11 protein-coding genes are annotated in these 14,691 nt (G+C 47.7%); 7 read left to right on the plus strand and 4 right to left on the minus strand.

All coding sequences use genetic code 11. The annotated features are described in order from the left end of the window. Positions 1-263 precede the first annotated feature (263 nt). The 3 genes from fusA to AAKU61_RS04365 all read left to right on the plus strand — a co-directional run bounded on the left by fusA (position 264) and on the right by AAKU61_RS04365 (position 5,206). On the plus strand, positions 264-2,369 hold the full coding sequence (gene fusA, locus AAKU61_RS04355; protein ID WP_354329963.1) for an elongation factor G: 2,106 nt from the start codon (positions 264-266) through the stop codon (positions 2,367-2,369). A gap of 186 nt (positions 2,370-2,555) precedes the next feature. Beyond that, the gene (locus tag AAKU61_RS04360; RefSeq protein WP_354329965.1) at positions 2,556-2,966 is read left to right on the plus strand and encodes a hypothetical protein; all 411 of its coding nucleotides are present in this window, start codon (positions 2,556-2,558) and stop codon (positions 2,964-2,966) included. Between the two features lie 263 nt (positions 2,967-3,229). Beyond that, positions 3,230-5,206, plus strand: coding sequence for an ATP-binding protein (locus AAKU61_RS04365; RefSeq protein ID WP_354329967.1), 1,977 nt, complete (start codon positions 3,230-3,232; stop codon positions 5,204-5,206). Positions 5,207-5,376: 170 nt separating this feature from the next. On the opposite strand, the gene lysA is transcribed toward AAKU61_RS04365, so the two are convergent. Then, positions 5,377-6,612, minus strand: a complete 1,236-nt coding sequence (lysA, locus tag AAKU61_RS04370; protein WP_354329969.1) for a diaminopimelate decarboxylase — start codon at positions 6,610-6,612, stop codon at positions 5,377-5,379. 175 nt (positions 6,613-6,787) lie between these two features. Between lysA and AAKU61_RS04375 the strand changes: the two genes are divergently transcribed. After that, complete coding sequence (locus AAKU61_RS04375) at positions 6,788-7,237, plus strand: Lrp/AsnC family transcriptional regulator (RefSeq protein WP_322120284.1); 450 nt, start codon at positions 6,788-6,790, stop codon at positions 7,235-7,237. A gap of 88 nt (positions 7,238-7,325) precedes the next feature. Continuing rightward, the gene (locus AAKU61_RS04380; RefSeq protein WP_322120283.1) at positions 7,326-7,544 is read left to right on the plus strand and encodes a hypothetical protein; all 219 of its coding nucleotides are present in this window, start codon (positions 7,326-7,328) and stop codon (positions 7,542-7,544) included. A 46-nt stretch (positions 7,545-7,590) separates the two neighbouring features. Here the strand turns inward: AAKU61_RS04380 and AAKU61_RS04385 are convergent, their stop codons facing one another. Beyond that, complete coding sequence (locus AAKU61_RS04385; protein ID WP_354329971.1) at positions 7,591-8,442, minus strand: substrate-binding periplasmic protein; 852 nt, start codon at positions 8,440-8,442, stop codon at positions 7,591-7,593. A gap of 15 nt (positions 8,443-8,457) precedes the next feature. On the opposite strand from AAKU61_RS04385, the gene AAKU61_RS04390 reads away from it, so the two are divergent. Further along, positions 8,458-8,979, plus strand: a complete 522-nt coding sequence (locus tag AAKU61_RS04390) for a TlpA family protein disulfide reductase (protein ID WP_354329973.1) — start codon at positions 8,458-8,460, stop codon at positions 8,977-8,979. Between the two features lie 71 nt (positions 8,980-9,050). On the opposite strand, the gene AAKU61_RS04395 is transcribed toward AAKU61_RS04390, so the two are convergent. Next, positions 9,051-10,172, minus strand: coding sequence for a beta-ketoacyl-ACP synthase III (locus AAKU61_RS04395; protein ID WP_354330095.1), 1,122 nt, complete (start codon positions 10,170-10,172; stop codon positions 9,051-9,053). Between the two features lie 269 nt (positions 10,173-10,441). On the opposite strand from AAKU61_RS04395, the gene AAKU61_RS04400 reads away from it, so the two are divergent. Then, positions 10,442-11,281, plus strand: a complete 840-nt coding sequence (locus tag AAKU61_RS04400; RefSeq protein WP_354329975.1) for a phytanoyl-CoA dioxygenase family protein — start codon at positions 10,442-10,444, stop codon at positions 11,279-11,281. Between the two features lie 134 nt (positions 11,282-11,415). On the opposite strand, the gene AAKU61_RS04405 is transcribed toward AAKU61_RS04400, so the two are convergent. After that, positions 11,416-14,067 (minus strand): Ig-like domain-containing protein, encoded by a 2,652-nt coding sequence (locus tag AAKU61_RS04405; protein WP_503012580.1) that lies wholly within the window; start codon positions 14,065-14,067, stop codon positions 11,416-11,418. Between the last annotated feature and the right edge of the window lie 624 nt (positions 14,068-14,691).

Genomic DNA, 14,691 nt, shown 5'->3' on the forward strand with positions numbered 1-14,691 from the left:
TGCGCCCTCAATGACATCTTAAGATTATTCTTAATGAAAAAATTAAAGGCCCACCAGGGTCTTTTTTGTTTTTAGGCGCTTAGTTTTATCACTTATTTTGTACTCATTTTTTACCTCAGTTTGATTAATCGGGAGCTATATATCATGAAGTTAGCAGACGAAGAACGCGCGCGGGACCACTGAACAACGGGTGGTCGCATGGCTCCCGCGGCGCTTGTCCCACAAGACATTCCACGACCGCTCGCTATGTTGAAAGTACCATCATGACTACCACTCCACTTCGCTCAACAATGAGCAATGCTGTAAAAACTTCTACACATCAGTTCGCCCGCAACTTCGGCATCATCGCCCATATTGATGCAGGTAAAACCACGCTCTCAGAACGCATTCTTCTCAAGACGGGTGAAATCCATCGCACGGGTGAAGTGCATGATGGCAATGCCACGATGGATCATTTGGATCTGGAAAAAGAACGTGGCATTACGATCGGTGCCGCGGCAACGCAATGTGTCTGGGACGGCCATACTTTTACCCTGATCGATACGCCAGGTCATATCGACTTTGCGATTGAAGTTGAGCGCTCTTTGCGGGTGTTGGATGGTGCGATCACTGTGTTAAGCGGCGTCGCAGGTATCCAGCCACAAACAGAAACAGTCTGGCGTCAGGCAGAAAAACATGCTGTGCCGATGATCATCTTCGTCAATAAAATGGATCAGCTTGGCGCTGACTTTGATCGTGTGATGGAACAAGTGCGAACACGCTTGCATGCGCGTCCAGTAGCGCTGATGATCCCGGTCGGTACCGGTGATACTTTTTCTGCGGCGATTGATGTATTGCACCAACGCGTATTGACATGGGATACCGCTGGCATGATGACTGCAAGTGATTTGTCGCCTGAGCTGGCTACGCAAGCAATAGATGCTTATGCAAATGTGGCTGCGATTGCGGCAGAAGCCAACGATGATCTGACAGAGGCATATTTGACAAATGACACGCTCACGCTTGCCGAGATTAAACAAGGTTTGCGCCAAATGACTTTGTCACGTCGCGCTGTTCCGGTGCTGGCTGGTTCTGCTTATAAAAATGCAGGGATAGAGCCATTGCTAGATGCGGTGATTAACTGGTTGCCGTCGCCGGATGATGTTGCCGCACCGACTGCGATGTTAAATGATGTCGCTGTACCAGTTGCGACAGGGGCGACAGATCCACTCGCTGCGCTGATCTTTAAAGTGGTGCATGACGAGCATGGTTCTTTGTCCTTTGTACGACTTTATGGCGGTACTTTGCATGAGGGCGATACGGTCTGGAATGCCAGTTTGCAGGCGCCGGTCAGGGTAGGGCGTTTGTATATTGTGCATGCCGATCGTCGCACTGGTGTTAGCCAGGCGGAGGCGGGCAGTATTATTACTATCGCTGGTTTAAAAGATGTGCTGACAGGCCAGACTTTGTCGTCGAAAGCAGTGCCGCTGGTGTTAGAAACCATCGATGCCGGTGAACCTGTTGTGGCTCTTGCGATAGAACCGGGTAATAGCAGCGATAGAGCAAAAATGATCGCTACGCTGGATCGCTTCCGTCGTGAAGATCCGTCTTTACGTCTGGAAGGCAATCCAGAAACCGGCGAGACTATTTTATGGGGTATGGGTGAGCTGCATCTGGATGTCGTGCTTGAAAGAGTGCGGCGCGAGGCTGGTGTAGAAGTCAAAGTCGGTGCGCCACATGTGGCCTACAAAGAGACGATTGCAGGCCCGACGGTCGAGGTTGAGGGCAAAGTGTCTAAGCAAACTGGTGGCAAAGGGCAATATGCACGTGTTGTGATGAGGGTGGCGTTGTTTGACGGTGAGTTTGCATTTGAGAATGCTATCAAGGGCGGCGTAGTTCCTAATGTATATTTCTCTGCGGTAGAAAAAGGCATACGGCAGGCACTGGCGCAAGGTCCGCTTGGGCATCGCGTCACGGGCATCAAAGTCACTTTGCTGGACGGTGATTATCATGCGATAGATAGTAGTGAAATGGCGTTTATGGTGGCGGCGAAAGAAGCCGTTTTATCCGGGCTGAAACTTGCTAATCCAGTCCTGCTAGAACCCGTCATGACAGTCACCGTTGATGCCCCAGCGGCCAATGCCGGTGATGTGATCGGTGATCTGCAACGTCGTAATGGCCGGGTGCTGGGGATAGAAGAACATACAGGCCGGGTAGAAGTCGTGGCTGATGTCCCGCTCAAGAAATTGTTCGGGCATACGACCGATCTGCGATCCCTGTCGCAAGGCCGTGCTTTTGCCAGCGCTGTGTATGCCAGACATGCGGCAATTGCTCATCAAGCGCATGGTCAACCTCAAACCCATGATGAGTGGGACGCAGTTGTTGCATAGGAAGTGTTAAGGAAGGTAGAGGCGCTTGCTTTTACCTTCCTGTTATATTGGAAGGCCGTTAAAAGCAGTAAGCTGCAATATCGAATTACACTGAATTACATGCAATTTCAGGATATCGCCGCATAGCTTGGTAAAATGCCGCTCCGCATCATCATCTAGTGTTATTTGTTTTTGTAAAAATCATTCATGTCTCGTTCTGTCATTAAGTATTTTGTCCCCACGATTTTGGCTGTTGCCTGCGCTGTTTTTTTCTTGTCAGCATGTTCTTCTACGGCATCAACTTCTACTCCAACAGCGTTGGCAAAAACCATAGGTGATGGCCCTTACCAGTTAAGCGTCACGTTTGAATCTACCGATGACGCTGTCTTTGCTTGTGCTGCTGAGCTGGTTGATAAAGAGCAGGTTGTCGCTACGATGACGTCCACTTTAACTACCAACGCGCCCGGCGTCATCAGGGCACTGGCGTTTACCCAGACCATTGATCATGCTAGTGAACACACCGATGCTTTTATCGAGGCTTTTAAAAAATGTCAGGGTAATCTTGCGCTCGGCGGGAATAGTTTTAGCTGGTCATTAAGCCACAGCTTATCGAAGTAGTGATTGCTTAAAATAAAACGTCAAAAACAGATGTCCAATCAGAATGCGGCCTCCAGCATGAAAATGCTTGGGAAGGCCCAGAATGTATGGACAAAGGATTTTGTTTTTTATCTATCAACTAATTGAATTTTTTTGCAAAAAATTGTCTCTTAGGCGTTGAATGTAGTTCAGAACAGCCTGCATGTGAAGCATACAAACGGCACTCAGAGTATGCTCTAAGCTCCGGCCACAAATAGATTTGTGGCATTCATCCAGGAGCTTGCATGCTAGAAGCACCAATCCCGAGTAACGATGCAGATCGCTTGCAAGAGCTGCGGGATTTATGTGTATTAGATACGCCAAAAGAGTATCGTTTTGATCGACTTACCTTGTTGGCGCAACGCCTGTTTAGGGTAGAAATGGCGATGATTAATCTGGTAGATCAAGACCGCGTGTGGATCAAATCTACCGTTGGGCTAGAGGTACAAGAAGCGCCTCGCAACACTTCGTTCTGCGGCCATACTATTCTGAATGCTCAGCCGCTGGTTGTGCGAGATACTTTGACCGACCCTCGGTTTAGCGACAATCCTGCCGTTACCGGCGAACCCTATATTCGTTTTTATGCAGGCCAGCCTTTGCGTAGTCCGAACGGTTTTCGGATTGGCAGTCTATGTCTGGTACATAGCCAGCCACGGGAATTTGACAGCGCCGATGAAGAAAGCTTACGCACGCTGGCACAGTTGGTCGAAGTAGAATTACAAGCCAATGTGTTAGTCAAAAAACTGGCGCTTGCTGAAGATAGCGCAGCCCGCCTCAACACCATCGCCCGTCAGTTTGAACAATTATCCTTAGTGGCTCGTTACACCGACAGTGGCGTCATTATTAATAATGCGCGAGGCGAGGCTGAGTGGGTCAACACGACTTTTACCAAAATGTCGGGCTACAGCTCGCAGGAGATGATGGGCCAAAAGCCTAACCGTATTTTGCATGGGCCTGGCACAGACCCCGCCACCGTGGATTACATCATGACTTGCCTGGCGCAAGCGGTCGAATGCAAGACGGAGATTTTGCATTACAACAAGCAAGGGAAGGCGTATTGGATCAGTCTGAATATGCAACCCGTGTTTGATCAGGCCAACCAGCTAAGTCACTTTATTGCGATCCAAACCGACATCACCGAGCGTCGTGAAAATGAACAAAAAATTCGTAGCAGCGAAGCCTTGCTGCAATCTGCGGCGCGTCTGGCAGGGGTGGGTGCCTGGGGCGTTAATCTGCTTACATCAGAAGTGACCTGGTCTGATCAGACGTGTTTGATTCATGACACAGAGCCGGGATTCCAGCCGACACTAGAACAAGCGATTAATTTCTATTTACCCCATGTTCGCCCCATCGTCCAAGAGGCAATCCAAAAAGCGATTGATAGCGGGAATGGTTTTGAAATTGAATTCCCGCTTACCACAGCAAAAAACCGCGCGATCTGGTGTCGCTCTGTCGGCGAAGTAGTGTATGAAAATCAGCAAGCGGTACGCATGATAGGGACTTTTCAGGATGTGACGGAGAGTCGCATGATGGATACGATTAAAACTGAATTCATTTCTATGGTGAGTCATGAATTACGCACACCGCTGACGTCGATACGCGGGTCTTTAAGTTTGCTGGAATCTGGCGTCATGGGCGCATTGCCAGAAAAGGCAGAGCAGCTCATCAAAGTGGCGCACCGCAATAGCAAACGCTTGCTGGCCTTGGTCAACGATATTCTGGATATGAACAAATTGTCGGCGGGCGCTTTGATCCTGAATCTGCAAAGGCACGACTTGATATTGCTCGCGCAGCATTCGATAGAAGCCAATCAGGCCTATGCCGATGAGTTCCAGGTGAGTATTGATTTTAATAGCGACTTACCGGCCGCAATGGTCGATGCCGACGCCGGACGCCTGCTGCAAGTATTTGCCAATTTAATTTCTAATGCGATCAAATTCTCTTCTGCGCAGATGGCGATCAAGATCATGATTGATCTGCATGAGGGTGCTTACCGGGTGCAAGTGATTGATCAAGGCTGCGGTATTCCAGAATTATTCAAACCAAAGATTTTTGGTCAGTTTGCGCAGGCCGATAGCAGCAGCACCCGCAACCAGGGCGGTACAGGTTTGGGTTTGCATATCAGCAAAACCTTGATAGAAAAAATGGACGGCAGGATAGGTTTTGACAGTGCCGAGGGCGAGGGCACGAGATTTTGGTTTTGCTTGCCGATGTTGGCTTAATGATGAATTGAAACTGGTGTTTAGTAAGTAGAAGTTCCCCAAAATTAAAGGTCCAATGATAATGCGGCTTCTGGCATGAAAAGCGTCCAGAAGCCGCATTATGATTGGACGATCTAAATTGAATTTAATTTAATCCAATTTAATTTAATAAATGGTTTTCAGAAAAGCGATCAAATTTGTTCTAGCGCAATCAGATCCTGCACTGTCTGGCGACGACGAATCTGCTTGATCTGGTCGCCATCGACTAACACTTCGGGTATCAGCGGGCGGCTATTGTAGTTGGATGACATGCTCGCACCATAAGCGCCGGTGTCATGGAACACCAGCAAATCGCCAATCTCACATAAAGGCAAGTCTTGGGTTGTGACGACGCCGCCATCTTCTTGCGTAAATACATCGCCGGATTCACATAGTGGGCCAGCAACGACGGTGGCTTTTAAGTCCATTGTGCGTGGCGTGCCATCCGCAGCGTGGGCGCTGATGCGGTGGTAGCTGCCATACATCGCGGGACGTGCCAGATCGTTAAAGCCTGCATCAGCTAAGGCGAAGAAGTTATTGCCGACTTGTTTTTGCGCACGCAGTTCAGAGATCAGGATGCCTGATTGAGCGACCAAAAAACGACCAGGTTCAATTTCCATGCTGATGCCGTGACCCAGATGCGCCTCAATTTGCTCGCGCGCTTTCGCCCAGATTTGGAAATAATGATCGGTATCCACCACCGCTTCACCATCACGGTAAGGAATGGATAAACCACCGCCAATGGAGATGGCCGACATATCGCAAGCACAAGTTTTAACCTGAGAAATCATCGCATCGCAGACGCTTTGCAGATGATCGTAATCCACGCCTGAGCCAATGTGCATATGCAAGCCAACCAGCGTTAGTTTGTAGTGCGCGATCAGTGCCAGACTCTCTGCCAGATGCTCATACCAGATACCGTGTTTGCTTTGTTCGCCACCGGTATTGGTTTTGCGGCTGTGTCCATGTCCAAAGCCGGGGTTAATTCGCAACCAGACCGCATGACCGGGATGGGCTTGGCCTAACTGTTCCAGCATTTGAGGTGAGCCGCAATTGACCGGGATGTTCAGCTCTATCACACGCTTTAAGGCATGCTTGTCCAGTAAATCAGCGGTGAAAACGATGGGGGCGTGCTTTGCTTGCGCATCTGGAACATAGCCAGCGGCCAGCGCCCGCTCTACTTCTCCTAGCGAGACTGCATCGACCATGACGCCTTCTTCTCGCATCAGGCTCAGCAGATGAATATTGCTTGAGGCTTTTTGCGCAAAACGGATGACATCAAACTGGCGCAAACGGGCAATTTGCTGGCGAATAATGTTGGCGTCATAAGCCCAGCAAGGAGTCTGGAATTGTTGCGCAATGCGGGCGATCTGCTGATGAGAAATCATAGTATTTTCTTTAAAAGATTAGTTAAATTTGATTTACACTGTAACAAGTAAGCACACTCTTTTAAAGAGCATTCCATCAGCAAAATAGGACGATTGCAATGGATTGGCTTGAATATCATGGCAGACACCTATCAAACCTGTGGCAAGCGCTGACGATCATAAGTTAACCAAAATCATGACCCAAAAAATTGACAACTTTGACCAAAAAATTCTACAGCTCTTGCAGCAGGACGCTCGCATGACGCATGCAGAAATTGGTCGTCAAATCCATCTGAGCCAACCTGCTGTGTCCGAGCGCATTAAGCGGCTGGAGAGCGCCCAGGTGATCCGTGGATACCGCGCTGATATCAATCCTAAAGCACTTGGCTACCAGATCACGGCGATGATACGTTTATCGACTCAGCAAGGTCGCCCCTATGCACAATACGTTGCCGACTGCCCGGAGATTATTGATTGCTATACCGTAACGGGTGAGGATGGGGCTGTGATGCGGGTGCTGGCAACCGATGTCGAACATCTGCAACGCATCATCAATGCACTGAATGCATTTGGCTCGACCTCGACCGCGATTGTGCTGACCACCCATGTGTCGGGCAAGACGATTTCTGCGCCATTAGATTTGTAATACCGCCAGAAAATCCCTTCTGGCGTTCATTTGTAACTGTGGTGTAACTGAGGTGGAACTGAGATTTCACTGATCAAGGAAAGAAAAAATGAATGCAATCAAATTCGTCGCTATCGCTTTAATCCTGGCTGGCGTGCTGGGTTTAATTTATGGCGGCTTTAGCTATACCAAAGACAGCACAGCTTTAAAAGTAGGGCCAATTGAATTATCCGTAAAAGAAAAAGAAACCGTCAACGTACCAGTCTGGGCTGGCATTGGTGCGATTGTTGTTGGTGGTTTACTTTTGGTTTTTGGTGCTAAGAAGTAGTCGCTTGCTGCGCTATTAAAAGAGTCTTAGAAGACTAGCGTACAGATTATTCCAGTGCGCTAGTTTTTTTTGCTTTTTGGATCACCGTATTAATGCGGTTGATGATGCCATTATCCTGGCTCGCTAAAATGGCGAAATGGATGTGATCGGTACTCAGTGGCTTGCCTAATACAGCAAACTTCACACCCGATGGCAAGGCGGACTCTAGTGACAGTTTTGGGATTAAGTTGTTGATGATGCTTTCGATTTTGGTCGGGTTATCGCTACGATGTCCTACCAAAATAACATCGGTTCGCTTGTTGATTAATTTTTGTAATCGCGAAGTAATTGAGTAGGTGTCTTCGTCTACAGTGAACGCACTGTTTTTTTGTGCATCAAATTCATCTCCATAACTAGAGCCACGGATTATTCCAATTTTTTTACCTTTTAAATCTTGTATAGATTGGTATGGAAAAACGCTGTTGCTTAAAGTGATCATCCATACATAGCTTGTATATACAGGGTCAGAAAAGTGTAATGTCCGCAGGCGCTCTTTGGTCTTGGATAATCCAAAGGCTAAGCCCTCGCCTTGATTGAGATTTTTGAGTAAGCGGTTCCATGGATAGTGTCGTATTTCAAAGTTAACATCGAGTTCTTTTTCGACGTAATCCATCGTTTTGCGAAAAGTATCATTGACGGGAATTTGTGGATTTTGATCAGGGCTCGCTTCCGCCAGCAGCAAGACGACGCTACTCTTTTCTGACCATGCAAAGCTGGGTATCAGTAATGTGAGCAAACCACTGATTAGTTTTCGTCTACGTTGTTGCAATGTTATTTCAGTCAGCATATTAATTTTGCAAGAGATAGTCAGCCACCATAATACGGCATCGGTCGTATAATGGGATTCTGTTGTGTACATCTCTGGTGGTTTCTTATGTTGGCGCCTTCTTCCCCGATCAAGTTCAGAATTTTTTCCGTTATTGCTGGCGCAGCTTTAATTACGCTGTGCGTCTTGTTTTATCAATCACTGTCAAATAAGGCAATTGTGCCGGACGTCACTTTTGTAAATCTGAAAGGTGAAAAAATTAGTGCGCAGAGTTTGCGCGGCAAAGTCGTCATGGTCAATTTTTGGGCGACTTCCTGCACTACTTGTGTCGCTGAGATGCCACATATGATAGAAACTTATAATAAATATCATACGCAAGGCTTGGAATTTGTTGCTGTTGCGATGAGCTACGATCCGCCGAATTATGTACTCAATTACACTGAAACCCGGCAGTTACCTTTTAACGTAGCTCTAGATATTGACGGCGCCTTAGCAAAAGCATTTGGTGAAGTTAAATTAACCCCAACGACCTATGTCATCGACAAGCAAGGTAATATTCTTAAGCGTTATGTCGGAGAACCGTCCTTTACAGAGCTGCATGCCTTGTTAGAAAAAGCCTTGGCAGTTTAAAAAGGTGACAACCCTTAAAACAAAAAAGCTGCGTTTATATCGCAGCTTTTTTGTTTTAGGGATGCTTACGATCAGAGCTTTTTAACGACTACGCAACCGATCGAATAACCTGCACCAAACGAACAAATCACACCGACTGCGCCGCTCGCTAAATCATCCTGATACTTGTGGAAAGCGATGATGGAGCCTGCCGATGACGTATTCGCATAGGTATCCAAAATTGTTGGCGATTCTTCCGCCGTTGCGTCGCGTCCAAGTATCATACGAGCGATCAGCAGATTCATATTTAGATTAGCCTGGTGTAACCAGAAGCGTTGTACTTCAGGGATTTGTATCCCTGCTTCTTGTACTGTTGCCGTAATGGTTGCAGCTGCCATCGGACAAACTTCTTTAAATACTTTGCGACCTTGCTGACGGAAAAGCTTATCGGGTTTGCCAATGCCGGATTCATCTGCACGGTTTAAGAAGCCGAAGTTGTTACGGATATTATTGGAGAACTGGGTTTTTAATTTGAGACCAATGATTTCAAACTGATCGGCAGACGTTGCCAGATCTGCGCGCTCTACCAAAATCGCAGTGCATGCATCACCAAAAATGAAATGACTATCGCGGTCACGCCAGTTTAAATGGCCACTCGTAATTTCTGGGTTGACCATCAGCACTGAGCGCGCCTGGCCGCTTTGTATGGCACTGACCGCAGCCTGAATACCAAAGGTGGCAGATGAGCAGGCAACATTCATATCAAAACCGTAGCCATCGATGCCCAAGGCACTTTGTACTTCTACTGCAATAGCTGGGTAGGCGCGTTGCAAATTGCTGCAAGCGACTATGACCGCATCCACATCGGCGGCGGTACGACCTGCGCGTTCTAATGCTTGTGTGGCGGCAATCACGGCCATTTCGCACATGATGGAGGGTTCTTCGTCACTGCGTTCTGGTATGCGCGGCGTCATACGATTGATGTCGAGCACGCCTTCTTTTTCCATGACAAAGCGTGCTTTAATGCCGGAGGCTTTTTCGATAAAGCCGACGCTGGATTCTTCTAATGCAGTTACTTCACCGCTGGCAATTGCCGTCGCATTTTGTGCATTAAATTGATTAACATAGGCATTGAAACTAGCGATTAATTCTTCATTGCTGATAGATTGGGATGGAGTAAACAGACCAGTGCCGCTGATGACGACTTTATTCATTGGGACTTCATTCATCTCGATATCTTTCTTATAATAGTGTCGAAGCTGATGCACGACAAAGCGGCACAATTTTACACAAAATTGCCTGGTTTTAAGGAATTAGCCACGATAACTGATAAAACTAGAGCGCTTGTTCCAACCTTGGTGAGATCCGGTTCTTTAAATAGCTAACATTCTGCCAAGCGTATAATTTTGTATCATACAGCTAGTAACATCTGATTTGACTTGCAGAGAATTCATCGTTTGCCACACATAGAGGGAAAAGTATCATGTTGAGCGTCGCCCAAAAAGAGCAATTTATTCAGGATGGTTATTTGATCGTGCCGGACTTTAAATCTGCTGCCGAGATCGCTGCATTGCGCGAACGCGCGGGTTTGATTGTGGAGCAGTTTGACACTGCTGAGAGCAAGTCTATCTTTACTACCCAAGAGCAAGAGAAATCGACAGACGACTATTTTTTAGGTTCGGCCGATAAGGTGCGCTGTTTTTTTGAGGAAGAGGCATTTGGTCCGGACGGCGAACTGAAGCAGGATAAATCTTTATCGATCAACAAAATCGGCCACGCCTTGCATGATATTGATCCGGTTTTTATTGCTTTTTCACGTGATGCCAAGTTGGCGCAAGTGGCGCAGGATTTAGGTCTGGTGGAGCCGCAAATTTGGCAATCCATGTATATCTTTAAACAGCCAGGCATTGGTGGCGAAGTACGCTGGCATCAAGATGCTACTTACTTTGATACGACGCCAATCAGTGTGACTACGTTCTGGTTTGCGCTGGAGGATGCGTCTTTAGAAAACGGTTGTTTGTGGGCAGAACCGGGTGGACACAGAACTCCCTTGCGCGAACGTTTTATCCGTGAGGGCGATCACGTCATCGTAGAGAAATTAGACGCGATGCCTTGGCCGGATGATAGTACAGCGGTGCCTTTAGAAGTCAAAGCGGGTAGCCTGGTTTGCTTCCATGGTTTGTTGCCACATTACAGCGCACCGAATCGCTCTGCGGTATCTCGCCATGCTTATACATTGCATGTTACCGATGGCCGCACTGTGTACTCTCCGAAGAACTGGATACAACGCGGTGCTAATTTACCAGTAAGAGGTTTTCAATAAAAAACGCTAGCTTGTAAATTCCAAACTGGCGCGATTATTTTGTGTGACGTCGTAGCGTATTAAAGCTAACTATGGCGTAATGCTTAATGGATGAATCTGTTGGAACTGGCTTGCGCCAGTTCCAACAGATTTTTTTATTGCGCAATTAAGCTGACATCATCAATCAGGAACGAAGTTGCGACGGTGCTATTTTCCACACCTAAGAAGTACACGCGAACAGTCTGACCTTTGTACGAGCTCAAATCAAAGGTTTTGTTAACGTAAGTACTGCCTTTATTTAAGTTGGAGTAAGTCGCCAGTGTCGCGAGTACCGTGCCATTGCTATTACGGATTTGCACTTGCAGGGTGTCATAGGCATTGGTGGTCGTCGTTTCGTCAGAGATGACTTTCAGCCAGAAGCTCAGCGTTGCGGTTGTGCTGGTAGCGGGAATCGTGACTTGCTGATAAATGGAATCCGTATGTGCAGCGCCATAACCATCCATCCACGCTTTATACGTTCCGCCATGTGCTGCCTGGCTGCTGTCAGAACTGACTACGCCGCTAGTCGCTGTCCATGAGCTTGCACCACTTTCAAATCCACCATTTACAATCAACTGAGTCGATGCCGCCGCGTTATTAACGGTGAAATTGACTGCTGAGGATGTGCCAACATTATTGGCGGCATCGTAAGCTTTGGCCGTTAAGCTATGGCTTGCATTGGTGAGCGTAGTGGAGTTTAGCGTCAGTGAGTAAGGTGTGGTCGTGGCGCTGCCTTTGAGAGTGTTATCGACATAAAACTCAACTTTAGTAACCCCAACGTTATCGCTCGCCGTTGCCGACAAAGTGATGGTGCCGCTAGTGCCGCTTTCAGTCGCGCTGACCGTTGGCGGCGTGGTGTCGCTGGTCGCATTGCTGACCGTAAAATTGACTGCGCTGGAAGTGCCGACATTGTTCGCCGCATCGTAGGCTTTGGCGACCAACGAATGGGAGGCATTGCTCAGTGTTGTTGAATTCAACGACAAGCTATATGGCGAACTGGTGGCATTACCTTTCAGAACGCTATCGACATAAAACTCAACTTTACTGACGCCGACATTGTCGTTGGCGCTGGCGGATAAAGTGATATTACCGCTGGTACCACTTTCGGTTGCGCTGACTGTTGGCGGCGTTGTATCGCTGGAGCCGCCTGAGCCTGTGGACTGCGTTACCCACATCGGTGCAGACCACAAAATATTGCCGTCATCCTGAGTGATTTTTGCATAGTAAAAATGCTCACCGACTGCTGGTGTGATGGTCGTTGTGGCAGTGCTGGACAATTGTGTGACCGTGCCGTTACGTCCAGGCACACCCTCGTAAATTGCTACCGTTGCAGCAGTACGTCCCGTACTGCTGGCAAAGTTAGTGACCAGAGTTAACGCACCGGTATTGGTAAAGCGCTCGCCCATCAAATGGCCGTTGGCAGTCAAGACCAATTGGGAATTTTTATCCATCGTCGCAAACACTCGGCGCGCCTTTAATGCAGCCAGGAAGTTGGCTGTGTTTAAGGTCGTTCCGGTTGGTAGCAACACGCCAGTGCGGTTGGTGTAAGAAGCACCCCAGTTAGCACAGTGGTTATCTTGATCTGTGCTGAAGGCAACGTGATAACCAGCTTCCAACGCTTTATTACAGGCCGCTTCGTAATTACTACGGCTAGTTTCGGTCTCGGTGGTATTGGTTGAGAACGCAGAAGTGTTCAGCACTTCGCACATTACCATCGCCTGATCGCCATCAGCGGTATAGCCCAAATCAACGCCACCGGCGTTGAACTGGCCTGTAGCTGCTGGATGATTAAATTGGCCGATCCAGCCGCGTTGACGCATCAAAGTATACAGCGCGGCGTAGTCACTTTTTGCTGTGTAGGTGTCGCCAATCAACTGATTGCTGCTGTTATATTCCCATTCCAGTAATTCGTTGGAATTGAAAATATTCATATGGCCGCCATTGCTAATGACGCCCCATTCCATGCCATAAATAGCCAAGAAGTTTGAATGTGCAGAATTGAAGCTGGTCGCCGCCGTTAGTCCCGATTGATATAGATTTTTTGCGGTTGCTGGTACGGCAGAAGCATTGGTGCTGTCAGACCCGTCGTACATATGATTGTGTTCCGACGTCATCAAAAAATCCAGACCACGGTTTAACGCATATTGGTAGGCATCTGTCGGGCCAAGTGCGGCAGATTGCGGATTTTGTGCGCCGGTACAAGAACTCAGAGCGCCACCGCCATCGCTGTGATTTGTCTGGCTATGCAAGTTACCGAAATAGATTGTGTACGGCAAACTGCTTGGTGCCGCAACGGCTAAAGAACTGACTGTACCGCCAGCAGCAGTTGAGCTGAGTGTTTTAGTGCTAGCGAGGCTTGTGCCACTTTTTGCGCGAGTAGGCAAGGCTTTAAAACTCGGCATAGACGGTGCGGTGAGCGTACCCACTTGCATAGGCCAGCTTTGAGAAATGATTTCAGTTTTAGACTTGGCTAATACGTTTTCTACTAATTTGTCTTGTGCACCTGCACCGCCAGCCAAAGCAGTCAAACCACTCGTGTCATTGGATGTTGCAGTCAAGCGCACTTGGTATAAACCATTAGGTACGTTGGAAGATAAGCTAGTCGAGCCATATGGACGACCTGCCCACAATACTTTGGTTGTGATAGTTTTTTTAAATAATTTTTCTACGCCATACCATTTGTTGACGACTTTCCCGGTCGGGCTGATCAGCTCCAGACGCCAGGTGACGGATTGTTCTTGTTCCAGCAGGGGGAATTCAAATTCCATCGTGAAATAACGCGACTCGTCACCAGTCCGCAGACTAGCATCTGCACGAAAAGGTACATGCAGCGTCGCCTCAAATTCATGATGATCGGCGTATGAGGCCATAGCGCTACTACTTGCTGCCACACCTAAAGCGCAGACCAGACTGAGTTGATAGGCGAGGGTTTTTAGTTTGATGCGATGACTCAGATGATGTGTAAAGTTGTGCACGAGTTGTTTCTCCCTTAAGACGGCTGTTGAGTAAATTCGGTATGTTCCGAACCAAGTACATTGAGTAAATCTGAAGCTAGCTAATAAAAAACTGCAACAAGATTGATACGGCCGAAGGGAAGAAAAGCAGACTTCGCTGCAGACCTGTTCTTGTTATTGTTGTGCTCTACATCTTTTGTTGACGACTGATATCAATACGCCGACCCTGATATTGGCTGTGACACCTCGACGCAATCGTAGACACAAATAAATTGCCTCATGACTTTCTGATTTCCTAAAACGATAAAAAAGCAGAAAAAAGCAATCGCTTGCGCAAACGATTGCTCATTAACTTATGAGTAAGAAATCAAGTCAAGGATTTGCGTTTTTTTTAGGGAAATAGTGCAGAAATTGTTGTTAATTGATAACAACATATCG

The organism is Undibacterium sp. GrIS 1.2 (genome assembly GCF_040544435.1).
Lineage (GTDB): Bacteria > Pseudomonadota > Gammaproteobacteria > Burkholderiales > Burkholderiaceae_D > Undibacterium.

Excerpts from the sequence above, each read along its gene's own strand:
- fusA (WP_354329963.1), top strand. The coding sequence starts at position 264 with ATGACTACCACTCCACTTCGCTCAACAATGAGCAATGCTGTAAAAACT.
- AAKU61_RS04360 (WP_354329965.1), top strand. The coding sequence starts at position 2,556 with ATGTCTCGTTCTGTCATTAAGTATTTTGTCCCCACGATTTTGGCTGTT.
- AAKU61_RS04365 (WP_354329967.1), top strand. The coding sequence starts at position 3,230 with ATGCTAGAAGCACCAATCCCGAGTAACGATGCAGATCGCTTGCAAGAG.
- lysA (WP_354329969.1), bottom strand. The coding sequence starts at position 6,612 with ATGATTTCTCATCAGCAGATCGCCCGCATTGCGCAACAATTCCAGACT.
- AAKU61_RS04375 (WP_322120284.1), top strand. The coding sequence starts at position 6,788 with ATGACCCAAAAAATTGACAACTTTGACCAAAAAATTCTACAGCTCTTG.
- AAKU61_RS04380 (WP_322120283.1), top strand. The coding sequence starts at position 7,326 with ATGAATGCAATCAAATTCGTCGCTATCGCTTTAATCCTGGCTGGCGTG.
- AAKU61_RS04385 (WP_354329971.1), bottom strand. The coding sequence starts at position 8,442 with ATGTACACAACAGAATCCCATTATACGACCGATGCCGTATTATGGTGG.
- AAKU61_RS04390 (WP_354329973.1), top strand. The coding sequence starts at position 8,458 with ATGTTGGCGCCTTCTTCCCCGATCAAGTTCAGAATTTTTTCCGTTATT.
- AAKU61_RS04395 (WP_354330095.1), bottom strand. The coding sequence starts at position 10,172 with ATGAATAAAGTCGTCATCAGCGGCACTGGTCTGTTTACTCCATCCCAA.
- AAKU61_RS04400 (WP_354329975.1), top strand. The coding sequence starts at position 10,442 with ATGTTGAGCGTCGCCCAAAAAGAGCAATTTATTCAGGATGGTTATTTG.
- AAKU61_RS04405 (WP_503012580.1), bottom strand. The coding sequence starts at position 14,067 with ATGGAATTTGAATTCCCCCTGCTGGAACAAGAACAATCCGTCACCTGG.